The following is a 15,618-nucleotide window of genomic DNA, read 5'->3' on the forward strand; positions in this document are numbered from 1 at the left end:
CCCCGCGGAGAGGTGCCGGAGTGGTCGAACGGGGCGGTCTCGAAAACCGTTGACCCTTCACGGGGTCCGAGGGTTCGAATCCCTCTCTCTCCGCCATACACCGCTCGTTCGGTTCTCCCAGAAATAACGCGTTCGGAGCATGTGCGGTCAGCAGCGCGATCTGCGGGACCGCATGCCGAGCCCAGGCAGCTAAAACTCCTCCGCATGGGCAAAACAAAGGGGCGCCCGGCAGGACGCCCCCAGCGCTGACCCGAGGGCCAGGTTTTTTTCAGTTGCCCATCACCGTGATGCGCCCGTCGGTATAGGGCTCGTAGGGCGTGTTCTCGGCGAGGTAGTCCGCCACGACCTCGGCAACGTCCGGACCGAAATCGTAGGCATTCTCGGCATCGACGAACATCGAATACCCGTCGCCGCCGTTGCGGACGTAATTGTTGGAGACCACCGCGTAGGTCGCTTCGGGGTCGATGGCTTCGTCGCCGACCATCACCTCGGAGATCCGGCTGCCGACCTCCGCCGAGGGATCGACCGTGAAGGACATGCCCGAGACCTGCGGGAACCGCCCGGCGCCCTCTTCCATCTGGCTCACGCCATTCTCGAGCGCGTCGATCAGATCCTGACCGGTCACTTCGAACGTGGAAAGCGTGTTTTGGAACGGCAGCACGGTGTAGACGTCGCCCATGGTCACCTCACCCGCCTCGATCGAGGCACGCAGGCCGCCGCCGTTCTGGAAGGCGATCACAACGCCCTGGTCGGACACGCGGTCGAGCATGGCGTCGGTGACGAGGTTGCCCATCTGGCATTCGCCGGCGCGGCAGACCTCGCGGGAGCCTTCGATGGCGCTTCCCGTCTCGGCGACGACTTCGTTGCGGAGCTCCTCGAGCGGCTGCGCCAGTTCCTCGATGCGCGCCACCGCCTCTTCGTCCTCGGCAACCGATGCGTCGAGAAGGATCGGATCGCCCGAGATCTCGGTGACCTCGCCGTTATCGTCGAAGGTCAGTTTCACCTCGCCAAGGTACTTGCCGTAGGCGTATGCGGTGACGATCGGCACGCCGTTGACCTCGGTCGGGTAGCTGCCCGCCGCGTCCTCATCGTCGTTCGACAAGAGCGTATGGCTGTGGCCGCCGATGATCAGGTCGACATCGCTGACCTCTTCCGCGAGTCGACGATCGGCGGGAAAGCCCACATGGGTCAGGAGGACGATCTTGTTCACGCCCTGCTCGGTGAGCGCATCGACCTGCGCCTGTGCCGCGTCGATAATGGAGGAGAAGATCACCGTATCGCCCGGAGAGGAGGTCTCGGGGGTGTCCTCGGCAAGAACCGAGATGACGCCCACCTGCTCGCCATTCACATCGAGCGTCACCGACTTCTGCACCCTGTCGGCGAGCATGTTGTTCTGGCTCACATCGATGTTGGCGGAGAGGACCGGGAAGTCCACGAGATCGAGGAACTCCGCCAGACCTTCGGGCCCGTTGTCGAATTCGTGGTTGCCCACGGCCATCGCATCATAGCCGATCTGATTCATGAACTCGGCCGAGATCTCGCCGCCATATTCGGTGAAGAAAAGCGAGCCCTGGAACTGGTCGCCCGCGTCGAGCAGCAGCACATTGTCGCCGGCCTCTTCGCGCGCCGCCTCGATTGCGGTGACCATCCGGGCGATACCGCCGAAGCACTCGCCGGCCTCGTTATCCTCGGGCGCGCAAGTCGAATCGTATGCGTTGATCGGCTCGAAGCGATCGTGGAAATCGTTGGTGTGCAGGATGGTCAGGTCCCAGGCCTGCGCGGTGCCGGCCGTCAATGCCAGTGCACAGGTCGTTGTCAGAATACGGGCCTTCATTCTTGTCTCCCTCAGGTTGGATGACGTCAGCTTGGCGAGCCGCGCGGCGCAAGTCAAAACACTCCGTGCCGCGGCCGATAATACCCTTGCGTAACGCGTGCGTGACGGGACCGTCGAGATCAATCCATCGGCACTTTTCGTCCAGCCCGGTCGCCCGCCCTGGCCGAGTCTGCCCCTAGCCCCGCGCCAGCACGAAGTCGTGCTCGACCTCGAAATACGGCGCATCCTGACCGGCGGCACTTAGCTTGGCCGCATCTTCTACCCAAATGAATTCGGCCATAAGGCTTTCCTTCACACCGAAGACCGCGTCCGAGTGGATATAGGGGTCATCCGGGTCGAAGATGTGGGTGACCAGCGTCTCGTACCCCTCGGCCTCGATGATGTAATGCAGGTGCGCTGGCCGGAACGGGTGCCGTCCCAGCGCGCCCAGCATTTTGCCCACCGGTCCGTCATCCGGGATCGGGTAGAATTTCGGCTTCACCCCCCTGAACCAGTATTCGCCCTTCTCGTTGGAGCGGAAGACGCCGCGCAGGTTGAAATCGGGCTGCAATCCCTTCTGCTGGACATCGTAGAAGCCTTCGTCATTGGCCTGCCAGACGTCGATCTTCGCCCCTGCGATCGGATGCCCGTCGATGTCGAGGATGCGGCCCTTGACCAGCATCGGGTCGCCCTTTTGGTCGAGGCAGATATCGTCGCCGAGCGCGCGTTCGGGCGCATCGGCAACATGGAACGGCCCGAGAACGGTCGACTCGGACGCACCCGAAGGTTTGCGGTTGTTGATCGCGTCCACGAGCATCGACACTCCGAGGACGTCGGACAAAAGGATGAATTCCTGACGCCATTCGTTGCACATCTGTCCCGTGTCGGTGAGGAACAGGATCGCCTTCATCCACTCATCCTGCGTGGGTTCGACCTCTTTGACGGCCGCATGCAGATGCCGGACGATCGTCTCCATCACCTCCTTGAGACGCGCGTCCTCGGCGGTCGCATTGCGCGAGACGACGACATCGGCCGAGCTTTCCTCGGTGAAATAGCCCTGTTCGACTGGATCGGTCATAGCATTCTTCCTATTCGGCGGCCTGACGCGCGGCGGCGCTTTCGGGTTGCAGGATCGCGGAGAAGACGCGGCGCAGCTCTCCTTCGGGATCTTCGGCCATCTGAGCGGCTCGGAAGCAGACGTGCTGGTCGGGCCGGGTCATCACCGCCCCCGTGTCGGACGTCTCGCGCAGCCGCGCCCAATCTCCGAGATGATCCTCGATCTCGCGGCGGGGGCCGATCACATGCACGTCGATTGCGAGTCCCGTCTCTGCGGCGACGTTGCGCGCCGCATCGGCCCAGACCTCGCCGCCGATGCCGGTGAAGATCGCCCAGCGCCCCTTGCCGCAAAGATCGAGCGTCGAGACACGGCTGCCATCCGCGCGATAGAGCCAGGCATGCGGCAGGCGCGCGCCGGGCCAGGTCGTCGGCTGGTAATGCAACTCGGAATCACGCGCGAACCCCGGATCGGGCTGTCCGTCCCGGACCACCGCGCCGCTGTCGTAGCGCTGGTTCATCTCGACACCGTGGCAATCGAATTCGTATTTCTTGAACTCGATGGCCTTGCGGAGGGCTTCGCGCTGCGCTTCGGCCGCCGCGCTGGTCTCGACGCGCTTGTCCATATTGGCCTGCATCACGTCGGGATCGGTGCTTTCGGTCAGGCCCAGCGCTTCGAAAATCGCGCCGAATTCGCCGATCGACTGGTTGGCGCGGGTCACGATCTGCTTTGCCACCGGCGCGCGTTCTTCGGAATAGCTGGTCAGCAGCCCCGGACCGGCCTTGCCCGTCAGCACATGCGCGAGCTTCCAGGCAAGATTGTAGCCGTCCTGGATCGACGTGTTTGAGCCGAGCCCGTTTGACGGCGGATGCCGGTGCGCCGCATCGCCCATGATGAAGACGCGATCCGTCTGCATGTGCGTTGCGTACATGTTGTTCACCGTCCAGGTATTGGCGGAGAGAAGCTCGATCTCGAGCTCGGGATCGCCGACGAGCTGACGCGCCACCTCGGTCGCCATCGCCTCGTCCACTTCCGGGGCTGGCTCGTTGATGTCATAGCCCCAGACGATAAGCCATTCGTTCCAGGGCCGAACCATCCGCACGAGGCCCATGCCGATCCCGCCGACATTCGCGCCGGGCTGCATCACCCAGTAAAGAACGGACGGGCGGTGCGCGACAAAGCGCGAGAGATCCGCGCGGAACAGGATGTTCATCGATCCGCCGATACCCATCTGCCCCTCGAAGGGCAGGCCAGCGGTCTCGGCGACGCCCGAATTGCCGCCATCCGCACCGACAAGGTATTTCGAGCGGATGTCGAACTCGCGGCCCGTGAGCCTGTCGCGGCAGCGGGTCGTGACTCCGGCCTCGTCTTCCGAGTGGCTCAGATATTCCGTCTGCAGCCGCGCCTGCGTGCCGCGCGAACAGGCGGTCTTGAACAGCAAGGGTTCCATGAAGGTTTGCGGCAGATCGTTCATGTGGCACGGCGAGGAGCGCAGATGTTCGGCCCGGCTCTCGGGCGAATTGCCCCAGGACAGCATCCGGCCCAGCTCTTCTCCTGCAAGGCTCTCACAGAAGACGTTGTTGCCCATGAGATCGCCTTCGGTGGCGTGCATATAGGCTTCGTCCTCCACCTCGCGGCCGAGATCGCGCAGCACCTCCATCGTGCGCTGGTTGGTGATATGGGCGCGCGGCGTGTTGGCGAGCCAGCGGTAGCGGTTGATCGCAACGTTCTCGACCCCGTAGCTCGACAAAAGCGCGGCGGTCGCGCTGCCGGCGGGTCCGGTTCCGACGATCAGGACATCGGTTTCAATCTCGGCCATGTCTGCTTCCTCCCTTCGCCGCGTGCGGCGTCTTGCAAATTGTCGGTCTCAGTCCCTGCGGTTGAGACGCCTCCGGATCGGAAAGAGCTCGATGCCCGTGCGTCCCGAGACAAGGCCCCAGAGGCCGCCCGGCGAGAACAGCATCACGGCGATGCCGACCCCTCCCAGCACCATCAGATACCACGCCCCGAAATCGGCCAGCAGCGTTTGCAGGGCAAAGAAGACCAGGACGCCCACGATCGGTCCCTCGATCGTGCCGATTCCCCCGATCACCACGATGAAGATGACGAAGGCAGTCCAGTCGATGATCGAGAACGCGCTGTCGGGGCTGATCCGCCCGTTCTGCATGAAGATGAGCCCGCCGGCGATGCCAGTGCCGAAGGCCGCAACAAGGAAGACCAGCCATTTCATGCGCGCGCTGTCGACACCAACCGATCGCGCAGCCTCCACGTTGTCGCGGAGCGCGGCGAGCGCGAGGCCGCGCTTGGTTCGCAGAAAAAGATAGATCCCGCCGATCGTCGCGACCGCAAGTGCCAGCGCCAGCCAATAGGCGAGGATGTCGCGCGCAGCGGACGCGCGGGTGTCGAAGATCATCTCGATCCACTCCACTCCCCACATGGCATCGCGCGCATCGCGTGGCAGGGACGTCCCGGTGCCGCCACCGACCGCCTTCCACTGCGCGACGCTGAGCCGCACGACCTCGGCCACCACCCAGGTGCCGATGGCGAAATAGGCCCCTTGAAGGCGGAAGGCGAAGAACGCCATCGGGATGGCGAGGAGCAGAGCGAAGACCCCCGACAGCAGCAGCCCCGCCACCGGGTTCACCCCCCACAGGATCGCTCCGCCGAAGAGCATATAGGCCCCAAGGCCCACGAAAGCCTGCTGCCCCACGCTGACAAGCCCGCCATATCCTGCGAGGAGGTTCCAGAACTGCGCCAGCGTCAGCATCGTCAGGATGAAGAACATGTCCTGGATGAGAGAGCGCGAGGCGAAGGCAGGAAGCGCCACGGCGATCACCAGCAGCGCCAGCGCCGCCAGAGCCGCGGCTTGCGACGCGGCGGTGCGCGTCACGACCGTATACTTGCCCGCCGCCATCAGTCGAACGCCCTCGGAAAGAGGCCGCGTGGCCGGATCAGCAAGACGACGAGGAAGGCGATATGGCCTGCGAGGATCTGCCATTCTGGATTGATCTGCGCGCCCACGGTCTGCGCCACGCCGATGATGATGCCACCCGCCAGCGTGCCCCAGAGTGAGCCGAGCCCCCCGATAATGACCGCCTCGAAGGCGTAGATCAGACGCGCAGGGCCCGTGGTCGGGTCGAAATTTGCCCGCGTGCCAAGATAAAGCGCGGCGATCGTCACCACGATCATCGCGATGCCCGTGGCCTTGGCGAAGACGGAGGCCGGCTTCACGCCCATGAGGCTTGCCGTGACCGGATCGTCCGAGGTCGCCCGGAAGGCCCGGCCAAGCGATGTGCGGTAGAACAGCCATTGCAGCGCCAGCGTCACCAGGATCGCCGAGGCGAAGGTCATGAGCGGCATGACGCCAAGCGAGATCGGCCCAAGCGGCACCGATGCGGTCTCGAGCCAGCCAGCGGGAATGCGGCGGCTATCCGCGGAAAAGCCCTCCTGCAACGCGTTCTGCAAGAGAACGGAGAGGCCGAACGTGACGAGAAGCGGCGGCAGGATATCGGTGCCAAGCACACGGTTCAGCACCAGCCGCTGCAACGCGAAGCCGAGCGCGAACATGATCGGCGCGGCGATGGCCGCCGCGAGGAACGGCCCGAGCCCCAGCAGCGTCACGAGAACGAGGATCAGGTATGCCGCGAAGACGATGAGATCGCCGTGTGCGAGGTTCACCAGGCGCATGATCCCGAAAACGAGGCTCAGCCCGAGCGCAAAGAGCGCGTAGAGGCCGCCGAGCAGGATGCCCTGCAGGATGGTATCGATCCAGATCATGCGGCAGTCCCGAAATAGGCGTCGTGGATCTCTTCGCGGCTGAGATCGGCGGGCGCTCCGGACAACGTGACCCGGCCCTCCATCATGCAATAGACGCGGTCGGCGACCTTCATGGCCTGCCCGATATCCTGCTCCACGACCACGATGCTGGCCCCGGTCGCGCGGATCTGCGGAAACGCGGCATAAATGTCCTTGATGACCACCGGGGCGAGGCCGAGGCTGATCTCGTCGCACAACAGAACGCGCGGATTGGACATCAGCGCCCGGCCGATCGATACCATCTGCTGCTGCCCGCCCGAGAGTGCCGTTCCGGGCCGATCCCGGCGTTCCTTCAGGATGGGGAACAACTCGTAGACGCTTTGCAGCGTCCAGGGCCCGTTCACCTTGCGACGGTGGCAGCCCATCAGGAGGTTCTCCTCGACGCTGAGCGAAGGGAAAAGCTTGCGGCCCTCGGGGACCATCGCGATTCCGGCCGCCATGATGTCATCGGCCGCCGTCGCGCCGATCTCCCGGCCCTCGAACCGGACCATGCCGGGCGCCTGCGCGATCACGCCCGAGATGGAGCGCATCAGGGTCGTCTTGCCCGCGCCGTTCGCGCCGATCACGGCGACGGTTTCGCCCTCGGAGAGCGACACGTCGACACCGAACAGCGCCTGGAAGTCGCCGTAAAAAGCCGTCAGCCCTTTGGTCTCCAGAAGCGCCATCAGACCTCGATCCCCAGATAGATTTCGCGCACCTCCTTGGAAGCCATGATCGCGTCCGGTGCGCCGATCCCGATCACCTTGCCGAAATCGAGAACCAGTAGCCGCTCGACCACGCTGTTGAGCGCATGAAGCACGTGCTCGATCCAGATGATCGTGACGCCTTCGGCATGGATGGCCTTGATCGTCTCGACCAACGCCACGCATTCGGCCTCGGTCAGCCCTCCGGCGATCTCGTCGAGCAGGAGCAGCTTGGGCCGGGTCGCCATCGCGCGCGCCATCTCGAGCCGCTTGCGCTGCAGGAGCGTGAGCCCGCCCGCCGGACGGTTCGCAACCTCGATAAGCTCGGTCCGTTCCAGCACCTCGGCGCAATCGTCGGTGACGGCTCGCTCCGGCAAGCCGCGGCCATGCGTGGCCGAGACCAGAAGGTTCTCGAAGACGGTCATCCGGTCGAACGGTTGCGGGATCTGGAAAGACCGTCCGATCCCCGAAAGGCAGCGCTGCATCGGCGGTGCCTTCGTCACGTCGCGCCCGTCATACTCGATCCGCCCTGCATTCGGCGACAGGTTGCCCGTGATCAGGTTGAACAGGGTCGACTTGCCCGCACCGTTCGGTCCGATGATGCCGAGCGCCTGCCCTTTCGGCACGTCGAACGACACGCCATCGGCGACCGTCAGGGCACCGAAGCTCTTCGTAACATTCTGCAACGACAGGATGGGCGTCATGGAAACCGCATATCTCGGAGGGTGCCCGCCCGGACGGGTATCCGGGCAGGCCAGTGCCTTACGAAAGGGGCTGCATCTCGCCCTGGGTCGGGATGTCGGGCGCGGTGGTGTTGTCGACCGTGACGAGATCGAACGTACCATCCTCGTTGCGCCGCCATTGCCCACCGACGAGCGGTGTCTTGCAGACGTTCTGCGCGGCGAAATCCGGCACGCCCTCGCCGTTCCAGGCCACCCGCCCGACGATCGTGTCGAGATCGGTCGATGCGATGGCGTCGGTGAGCTGATCGAGATCGGTGGGGTCTCCGGCCCGCTGGATGACGTCGGCGGCCGTTTCGAAAAGCGAGTGGATGAAGCCGATAGGCTGCGTCCAGGGCCGGCCCGTCGCATCGGTGAAGGCTTGCGCGAGCTCGGCGCAGCCCTGCCCCGTCAACGAGGAGGTGAAGGGATGGTTCGCCGACCACCAGACCTCGGACGAGAGGTTGTGCCCCGCCTCGCCGAGGGTCTCGACCGATTGCGGGAAGAGGATCGCCTTCGCCACCGTGATCGCCTTCGGGGTGAAGCCCTGCTGGCTCGCCTGGTTGCGGAAGGTGGTGAAGTCGGGCGGAATCACGACGCCAGTCACGATCTCTGCATTGGCCTGTTTGAACGCGTTGATCTGCGCCGAGAAATCGTCGGTCAGGTTCTGGTAGCGCCCCGGGTCGATCGTCTCGTATCCGGCCTCGGCGAACCCGGGCGCGACACCGACATTGGGATCGCCCCAAGCATTGCCGTCGGCATCATTCGGAAAGAGCCCGCCGACAACCTTGTTGGTCTCGAGCTGGTTCCACATGTTGGTGAACACGGCGATGACGTCTTCCAACCCCCAGAAATAGTGGAACGTGTAGTCGAAGGGCCGCCAGCCCGACGGATCACCCGGATTGCCTTGCTGCCCGATGAACCAGGGCTGCCACGGCGCCATGGTCGAAATGGTCGGAATGCCTTCGCTTTCAGCCACGGTCGAGACTGGGTTCGTCGTCTCGGGCGTGGAGGCCACCAGCATCAGGTGGATCTCGTCGTCGATGATCAGCTCCTGCGCCACGTCGGCGGCACGGTTCGGGTTCGACTGGCTGTCCTTGACGATCACCTCGACATCGAGCCCCTGATCCGCGGCGATGCGGTTGAAGGCGTCGATCGTGAAGGCATCGGCTTCGGCAAACCCGGCAAGCGGGCCCGTCTGCGGGCTCACATAGCCGATGCGGACGCGCGCGCCCTGTGCGAGCGCAGGCGCGGCGAGCGCTCCCGCACTGGTGACAAGGCCGGTCGCGGCAGCGGATTTCAAAAGGCGTCTTCTGGTCAGCATCGTGGTCTCTCCTCCCTCGGTGTGAGCGTCATCATGCGTCTGGCCGCCGGCCCTCCCAAGCCGCTTGCAGCAGATCCCGTATATCCTTCTGATCGAAGGGACGGGGATTTTCGTACTCGTTTTTCAACGCGATCTCGGATGCGCGGTCGAGATCGGCTTCGGACAGGCCGAGATCGGCCAGCCGCAACGGCGCACCCGACGCCTCCGCCAGATCCCAGAGCCCGCCGCCGACAGAACCGCCGAAGATCTCGGCGACCGGATCGAGAGCGGCCGTGCCGGTCTCGTTGAAGTGCGCCGTATGCGGCAAAAGGATCGCGTGGGTATTGGCGTGCGGCATGTCGAAAGAGCCGCCCACCACATGCGCCAGCTTGTGATGCAGCGACATCGCGACATAGCCGAGCGCGGTGGAACACAGCCATGCGCCGTAAAGGAGCCGGGCGCGGATCTGGGCATCGCGAGGGCTCTTCCGCAGGTCCGGCAACGCGGCCTTGATCGCGCGAAGCGCATCCAGCGACATCAGCGTCGTCACGGGATTCGCGTCGGGCGCATAGATCGCCTCGACCGCGTGGGCCGCCGCGTTCAGCGCGGATTTGACCGACATATCGACCGGCAGATCGAGCGTCAGAGCGACATCGTAGATCACCGTCTCGGGCCGGATCGACGGATCGCGGCGAGTGGTCTTCTCGCCGTTCTCGGTCTCGCCCAGAATATCGGTCATCTCGGAGCCGGCATAGGTGGTCGGGATCGCAACCTGGTCGCATCCCCTGCGCGTGGCGATGGCCTTGCCGAGCCCGATGGTCGAGCCGCCGCCCAGCGCGACGACGCAATCCGCACCGGCCGCGTCATAGGCGTCGAGCGCGCGGGCGGTCACCTCGACCGGCGTGTGCATCGCAGCCTCGGCAAAGGTGCCCGCGGCGAGATCTCCGAGCTGCTTGGCGAGTGTCTCTCCCGCCGCGTCCTGTTCGGGCGTGGTAAGCACCAAGGCGTGCGAGGCGCCGAGCCGGCGGAGCTCATCCCCGGTCTGCGCCAAGGTGCCCTCTCCGAAGACGACGCGCGTCGAGATGCCGGGAAAGACGAACGGGGTCATTGCGCTCCTCCAAAGACGGTGGTGCCGCGCACGACATCCGAGAGGAGCGCATCGACGACTGACGCTTCCAGCGCCGATATCTCGTGATCCCGGCCGGGCAGCACGTCGCTCCGCACGCGCGCACCGCACGCCACGAGATCGGAGACGGCATCCTGGAAAGCCCAGGCCGGAATCCAAGGATCCTCGTCACCATTGCTGCAATAGATCGGCAGGCCGGGCAGCTCCGCGCGGGGCAGATCTTCACTTGCCGCACCGACGCGGCATCCGGTCAACATCGCGGCCGCATCCGCGAGGCCGCCACGCATCAGATGTTCGATGACGAGGCACGCCCCTTGCGAGAAACCGATCAGCACAACCGGACAATCCGGGCAGTCCGCGCGGGCCGCAGCCTCGGCATCGGCGACAACCTTTAGCGCCGCGCGAAGCTGCGTTTCAGTATCCTCGGTCAGCGTCTCGACGGCCTTGGCGTCATACCAGCCCTCGCCCTTTGATGCGGGCAGCACGTAGCGCACGCCCTCCACGGACAGACGGCGGACGAGGTTATCGAGCATGTAGTCCGGCGCTTGCCCGCGCCCGTGCAGCACCAACGCGACGGCTTTCGCCGCCGCGGGACCTGCGCCTTGTGTGACCAAGTCGGACAAGAGTTCAGGCGTCCTGGAAGCTGGCGGGCTCGAGCCCCTCGATGAGCTCCGCCTTTCGGTCCTCGAACCAGGGCGGGAACACCAGCGTTTGGCCGATCGCGTCGGCAGGCTCGTCCCGCGCCCAGCCTTCGGGAACCGTCCATGCCAGTTCGAACAGCGCGCCGCCGGGACTCCGGACGTAGCAGGACTTGAAATACATCCGGTCCTTCTGCTCCGAGATATCGGTGAAGCCGAGCCCCTCGATATGGGCGCGCAGGTTCATCTGGTTTTCTTCATCGCCGGTATTTAGCGCGAAGTGGTGAATCGTCCCGCCCGAGAGCGTCCAGGAGCCCTGCGCTTCGTCGCGGATCTCCATGACTTCGACGACACTGGTCGGACCATTGGCGTTCGGCACCTCGTAGGCCATGCCATGATCGTCGTCAGCCATCTTCTTGAGGGGAAGTGCGATGGTCAGGAACTCGTCCATCGCGGTCTTGTCCATCACCGCGACGACGCCGCCATAGATGCCCTTGATGCCATGCTCAGCAGTGACGCCCGCCTCTTCGCTGACGATGGACGGTCGCGGATCGCCCGGATTCTCCACGAGCTGCATCTCGATGCCGCAAGGATGGCGGAAATCGACCCGGTCGATACCGAAGCGGTTGCTTTTCGTGGCCTCGATGCCGTGCTCGCCGAGACGGTTCACCCAGTAATCCGACGCACCTACGGGTATCGATTGCTGCACGATCTTGGATTGGTTCGTTCCGCGCCGTCCATAAACGCCCGGCTTGCGGAACGGGAAGGTCGTGATGATCGTCGATTCGTCGCCGTTCTTCGATCCGTAGTAGAGATGGTAGACGGGGATCGTTCCGTCGAAGAGCACCGTGCGCTTTACGGAATGGAGCCCCAGCGTCTTGGTGAAGAAATCGAAGTCTTCCTGAGCCCCGTCGGTGCTCATGGTCAAATGATGATACCCCTTGATCTGCGCCATGGGCCCTCCTCCCTGATCTTCGGTCTGACACGGCTGCGGCGCTCGGAAAGCGGCGCGGACAGGTGTCTCCACGGATGGAACGATACGCCGCCTGCACGGCAGGGCTATGCAATTTCATATCGGCAGCATAACAATTCCTCATGAAGTTCGAGGAAAAGCACCTGGTCCATCTGGCCGCCGTGATCGAATACGGTGGCGTCACCGCTGCCGCGGAGCAATTGGGACTGTCGCAACCGGCCGTCTCACGCACCTTGTCGGCGCTCGAAAAACGGGTGGGCGAGCCGCTTTTTCAACCCGGCAGGCGACCATTGCGCCCGACGGTGATCGGCGCGGAGCTGGGTCGTCACGGCCGCGTCATCCTCGAGGCGGCGCGCGAGGCGGCGGAGACCATGTCGAGCTTTCGGTCGGGATCTTCAGGCAAGGTGCGGATCGCGGGCGTTCCCTTCTTCATGGACGCCTTCATCAGCGGCATGATCGGCGGCTTCCAGCGGATCGAGCCGGACATCCTCGTGGAGCAGGGGTATGGCAACCTTCAGGATCTCGAGAACGGCATCGCCTCCAAGCGGCTCGATCTGGCGATCTGTCCGCTTGGCGCGATAAAGCCCAAGCCGGAGTTCCGCTTCACCCCGATCCTCAAGGCGCGCAACGTGATCGCCTGCCGTCAGGGGCATCCGCTTCTGCGGCGCAAGAAGCTGAACCGCACCGACGTTGCGGACTTTCCCTGGGTCGCTCCCCTGCCCGGCTCGCCGCTCATGGCCGATTTGCACACGGTGCTCCTGAACCTCGGCCTGCAGGAGATTTCCATCCGCTATTCCGGCGGGTCGCTTCTGTCGGTGCTGAACTATCTTGAAGAGACGGACGCGCTGACGATCCTGCCCCATTCGGTGACGTTCGCGCACCGCAAGGATCGCAAGGTCACGGTTTTGCCGCTCGATATCCCGCAGCCGCCACGATCCCTCGGCATCCTGCGCGCCCGCGAGGCGCAGCAACCGGCGGCCGAGCATCTTGTGGCGCATATTCTCAAGGAGTTCGACGCGTTGCGGGCTGCGATCGAACGCCACCAGACCTCGGTCGTCTGGGGGCCCTGAGCGCAAGCGCGATACCAAGACCGGGGTCGCAGGGGCCGGCACTCCGGCCCCTGCCGAACCGGCTCATTCGGCCGGCGATGCCTCCGCTGCGCGGAACTCGCCCTTATCCTCGGTGGCAAGGCTGACCACGTAGATTGCGAGCCAGGACAGCGCGAAGCCGGGGATCATCTCGTAAAGCCCGGTCGCGGCCTTGAGCGGCGTGAAGATCCAGAGCCCGACGGTCACGGCGCCCACAACGAGACCCGACACGGCCCCGGCGCCGTTCATACGGGGCCAGGTGAGCGACAAGATGACGAGCGGTCCGAACGCCGCGCCGAACCCCGCCCAGGCGTTGGCGACAAGACCGAGAACCTGGCTCTCGGGATCACCTGCGATCAGTGCGGCGACGATGCCGACCGCGACGACCGCGATACGTCCGACCGTTACCAGCGTGGTCTCGGAGGCGTTCTTGTTCAGGACGAGCTTGTAGAAATCCTCCGCCAGCGAGGAGGACGAGACGAGAAGCTGGCTCGACACCGTCGACATGATCGCCGCCAGAAGCGCCGCCAGGAGGAAGCCGGTGATCAGACCCGGAAAGAGGTTCTCCGCGAGATAGATGAAGATCGTCTCGCTGTCCCCGATCTCGACGCCGTTCCGCTCGACATAGGCCCGGCCGAAGATGCCGACGCCCACCGCGCCAATAAGCGCGATGCCCATCCAGGCCATGCCGATATTGCGCGCGGTCGAAACCGCCGCGACGCTTTTCACGGCCATGAAGCGCACGATGATATGCGGCTGTCCGAAATAACCGAGGCCCCAGGCGAGAAGTGAGATGAACCCGATGAAGGTCATGTCGGCGGTCCAGAGGTTGAGACTGAAGCCTTCGACGCCCGACAGGGTCTCCTGCGCCTGACCGAAACCGCCGCCTTCACCAGCATAAAGCACGATCGCGGGCATGATGATCAGCGCCAGCATCATGATGAGACCCTGGCAGAAATCGGTGAGCGATACGGCGAGGAACCCGCCGACGACAGTGTAGGCCAGAACGACGCCGAGGGTCAGCCAGACCCCGAACTGGTAGCTGCCGTCGAATGCGCTCTGGAAGAGTTTCCCGCCTGCGACGAGACCCGAGGCGGTGTAGACTGCGAAGAAGACCACGATGATGACCGCCGAGACCATGCGCAGCGTGCCGCCTTGCGAGGGGAAGCGATTGGCCAGAAAGGCCGGGATCGTCAGCGCGTTGTCATATCGTTCTGTCTGCTCGCGCAAGCGCGGCGCAACGACGATCCAATTGACCAGTGCCCCGATGAAAAGGCCGATCCCGATCCAGGCTTCCACGAGACCAGAGGCATAAAGCGCCCCCGGAAGCCCGAGCAATAGCCAACCGGACATATCCGACGCGCCCGCGGACAGCGCGGCGACGGCCGGGGGAAGATTGCGTCCGCCGAGAATGTATTCCTCGGAACTCGAAGTGGCATTTCGATAGGCGTAAATCCCTATCCCGAGCATCAGGATGAAATAAGCCGCCAGGCTGATGAGAACTCCTAAAGACATAAAGGCCCTCCAATCCGTGTTGGTTTTATCGACATGGCACCATTCGCCTGCCGCAAGGCCGAGCATGTCTGAGTTTCAATGGCGATCAAGAAATCTCCCTGCAGCGCTCTTTCTCGAACGGAATTCGTCAACCGGTGTCTCATTGAAACCTAGGACGAGATGACGCAGCGGCCAGCTCGCGATTTTCACGCGCCTGACGCAAAAGCCGCTATGCGCGCGCGATGAGCCTTCCGAGCCATCATCGAGGCACCTACCAACGGCGTCGAAGTCGCGTCCCGGCACCCGGCGCGATCAGGTTCGGACAACGAGAACCGAGCAGTCCGCATGGGCCACAACATGGCTCGCGGTGGTTCCGAGCAGGTAATCCTTCACCTTGGGGTTCGCCGATTCCATGACGATTATGTCGACCTTGCGCTCGTCTGCGAGCTTCACGATCTGGCGGTGGGTCGAGCCTTTCCTGACGACGAGCTCGACCTCGATCCCTTCCGCGGGATGGCTGCGGATGAATTTCTGCAATTCCTGCTTCCAGAAGGCTTCGGAATCCCGGATGTTCAGATTTCGCTCCATCTCCGGGGCGATCGTCGTCACGATGAGCTTCGCCCCGCGGCGGCGGGCCATTTCAACGGCCTCGTCATAGGCAGCGAAATCCACGGCCGCGTGCCTGAGGTTCACCGGACAAAGGATGAGCTTGGTCTCACGGGCCATGACACGTTCCCTTTCGTGCAAATCGATATGTCTGACCGGACCGTGAAGATGCCGGAGGCGTCGCGCAAGCCGCCAATTTCCCTTTGAGGGCGTCAAATCCAGATTTTTGCATTGCTGTTCACTCAACGAAACCCGCTGGCTATCGCAAGCCTCGATCACGGATCCTTTCATCGCCTTTGATTTTG

General features: G+C 64.1%; 14 protein-coding genes and 1 tRNA gene. 2 read left to right on the top strand and 13 right to left on the bottom strand.

The features are described 5' to 3' along the window. Nucleotides 1-6 precede the first annotated feature (6 nt). Nucleotides 7-96 (top strand) — tRNA-Ser (locus BM171_RS06670). A 172-nt stretch (nucleotides 97-268) separates the two neighbouring features. On the opposite strand, the gene BM171_RS06675 is transcribed toward BM171_RS06670, so the two are convergent. From BM171_RS06675 to BM171_RS06725, 11 genes are all read right to left on the bottom strand, one after another. Next, entirely contained in the window at nucleotides 269-1,834 is a 1,566-nt protein-coding gene (locus BM171_RS06675; RefSeq protein ID WP_093010046.1) for a bifunctional metallophosphatase/5'-nucleotidase, read from the bottom strand. A gap of 175 nt (nucleotides 1,835-2,009) precedes the next feature. Beyond that, the gene (locus tag BM171_RS06680; protein WP_093010047.1) at nucleotides 2,010-2,891 is read right to left on the bottom strand and encodes an intradiol ring-cleavage dioxygenase; all 882 of its coding nucleotides are present in this window, start codon (nucleotides 2,889-2,891) and stop codon (nucleotides 2,010-2,012) included. Nucleotides 2,892-2,901: 10 nt separating this feature from the next. Continuing rightward, nucleotides 2,902-4,686: an FAD-dependent oxidoreductase gene (locus tag BM171_RS06685; RefSeq protein WP_093010048.1), complete on the bottom strand. Its 1,785-nt coding sequence runs from the start codon at nucleotides 4,684-4,686 to the stop codon at nucleotides 2,902-2,904. Between the two features lie 48 nt (nucleotides 4,687-4,734). Continuing rightward, nucleotides 4,735-5,781: a branched-chain amino acid ABC transporter permease gene (locus BM171_RS06690; protein ID WP_093010049.1), complete on the bottom strand. Its 1,047-nt coding sequence runs from the start codon at nucleotides 5,779-5,781 to the stop codon at nucleotides 4,735-4,737. After that, a complete protein-coding gene (locus BM171_RS06695) occupies nucleotides 5,781-6,644 on the bottom strand; it encodes a branched-chain amino acid ABC transporter permease (protein ID WP_093010050.1) in 864 nt (287 codons plus the stop codon). The genes BM171_RS06690 and BM171_RS06695 overlap by 1 nt, the downstream gene beginning before the upstream one ends. Further along, nucleotides 6,641-7,348, bottom strand: coding sequence for an ABC transporter ATP-binding protein (locus BM171_RS06700; RefSeq protein ID WP_093010051.1), 708 nt, complete (start codon nucleotides 7,346-7,348; stop codon nucleotides 6,641-6,643). Before BM171_RS06700 ends, BM171_RS06695 begins: the two co-directional genes overlap by 4 nt. After that, a complete protein-coding gene (locus BM171_RS06705) occupies nucleotides 7,348-8,070 on the bottom strand; it encodes an ABC transporter ATP-binding protein (RefSeq protein ID WP_093010052.1) in 723 nt (240 codons plus the stop codon). The genes BM171_RS06700 and BM171_RS06705 overlap by 1 nt, the downstream gene beginning before the upstream one ends. 58 nt (nucleotides 8,071-8,128) lie before the next feature. Next, nucleotides 8,129-9,409: an ABC transporter substrate-binding protein gene (locus BM171_RS06710; protein ID WP_093010053.1), complete on the bottom strand. Its 1,281-nt coding sequence runs from the start codon at nucleotides 9,407-9,409 to the stop codon at nucleotides 8,129-8,131. A 31-nt stretch (nucleotides 9,410-9,440) separates the two neighbouring features. After that, nucleotides 9,441-10,496: a maleylacetate reductase gene (locus tag BM171_RS06715; protein WP_093010054.1), complete on the bottom strand. Its 1,056-nt coding sequence runs from the start codon at nucleotides 10,494-10,496 to the stop codon at nucleotides 9,441-9,443. Continuing rightward, on the bottom strand, nucleotides 10,493-11,137 hold the full coding sequence (locus BM171_RS06720; protein ID WP_175497503.1) for an alpha/beta hydrolase: 645 nt from the start codon (nucleotides 11,135-11,137) through the stop codon (nucleotides 10,493-10,495). The genes BM171_RS06715 and BM171_RS06720 overlap by 4 nt, the downstream gene beginning before the upstream one ends. Nucleotides 11,138-11,141: 4 nt before the next feature. After that, nucleotides 11,142-12,107 (bottom strand): VOC family protein, encoded by a 966-nt coding sequence (locus tag BM171_RS06725; RefSeq protein ID WP_093010056.1) that lies wholly within the window; start codon nucleotides 12,105-12,107, stop codon nucleotides 11,142-11,144. 140 nt (nucleotides 12,108-12,247) lie between these two features. Between BM171_RS06725 and BM171_RS06730 the strand changes: the two genes are divergently transcribed. Further along, nucleotides 12,248-13,195: a LysR family transcriptional regulator gene (locus BM171_RS06730; RefSeq protein ID WP_093010057.1), complete on the top strand. Its 948-nt coding sequence runs from the start codon at nucleotides 12,248-12,250 to the stop codon at nucleotides 13,193-13,195. 63 nt (nucleotides 13,196-13,258) lie between these two features. Here BM171_RS06730 and putP read toward each other — a convergent pair whose 3' ends face one another. Together putP and BM171_RS06740 are read right to left on the bottom strand one after the other, a co-directional pair. Continuing rightward, entirely contained in the window at nucleotides 13,259-14,728 is a 1,470-nt protein-coding gene (gene putP, locus BM171_RS06735) for a sodium/proline symporter PutP (RefSeq protein ID WP_093010125.1), read from the bottom strand. Between the two features lie 291 nt (nucleotides 14,729-15,019). Beyond that, nucleotides 15,020-15,433, bottom strand: a complete 414-nt coding sequence (locus BM171_RS06740) for a universal stress protein (protein WP_093010058.1) — start codon at nucleotides 15,431-15,433, stop codon at nucleotides 15,020-15,022. Nucleotides 15,434-15,618: the final 185 nt, after the last annotated feature.

It is taken from the genome of Roseivivax halotolerans (assembly GCF_900115815.1).
Classification (GTDB): domain Bacteria; phylum Pseudomonadota; class Alphaproteobacteria; order Rhodobacterales; family Rhodobacteraceae; genus Roseivivax; species Roseivivax halotolerans.

Excerpts from the sequence above, each read along its gene's own strand:
- BM171_RS06690 (WP_093010049.1), bottom strand. The coding sequence starts at position 5,781 with ATGGCGGCGGGCAAGTATACGGTCGTGACGCGCACCGCCGCGTCGCAA.
- putP (WP_093010125.1), bottom strand. The coding sequence starts at position 14,728 with ATGTCTTTAGGAGTTCTCATCAGCCTGGCGGCTTATTTCATCCTGATG.
- BM171_RS06710 (WP_093010053.1), bottom strand. The coding sequence starts at position 9,409 with ATGCTGACCAGAAGACGCCTTTTGAAATCCGCTGCCGCGACCGGCCTT.
- BM171_RS06725 (WP_093010056.1), bottom strand. The coding sequence starts at position 12,107 with ATGGCGCAGATCAAGGGGTATCATCATTTGACCATGAGCACCGACGGG.
- BM171_RS06680 (WP_093010047.1), bottom strand. The coding sequence starts at position 2,891 with ATGACCGATCCAGTCGAACAGGGCTATTTCACCGAGGAAAGCTCGGCC.
- BM171_RS06700 (WP_093010051.1), bottom strand. The coding sequence starts at position 7,348 with ATGGCGCTTCTGGAGACCAAAGGGCTGACGGCTTTTTACGGCGACTTC.
- BM171_RS06730 (WP_093010057.1), top strand. The coding sequence starts at position 12,248 with ATGAAGTTCGAGGAAAAGCACCTGGTCCATCTGGCCGCCGTGATCGAA.
- BM171_RS06715 (WP_093010054.1), bottom strand. The coding sequence starts at position 10,496 with ATGACCCCGTTCGTCTTTCCCGGCATCTCGACGCGCGTCGTCTTCGGA.
- BM171_RS06675 (WP_093010046.1), bottom strand. The coding sequence starts at position 1,834 with ATGAAGGCCCGTATTCTGACAACGACCTGTGCACTGGCATTGACGGCC.
- BM171_RS06705 (WP_093010052.1), bottom strand. The coding sequence starts at position 8,070 with ATGACGCCCATCCTGTCGTTGCAGAATGTTACGAAGAGCTTCGGTGCC.
- BM171_RS06740 (WP_093010058.1), bottom strand. The coding sequence starts at position 15,433 with ATGGCCCGTGAGACCAAGCTCATCCTTTGTCCGGTGAACCTCAGGCAC.
- BM171_RS06685 (WP_093010048.1), bottom strand. The coding sequence starts at position 4,686 with ATGGCCGAGATTGAAACCGATGTCCTGATCGTCGGAACCGGACCCGCC.
- BM171_RS06695 (WP_093010050.1), bottom strand. The coding sequence starts at position 6,644 with ATGATCTGGATCGATACCATCCTGCAGGGCATCCTGCTCGGCGGCCTC.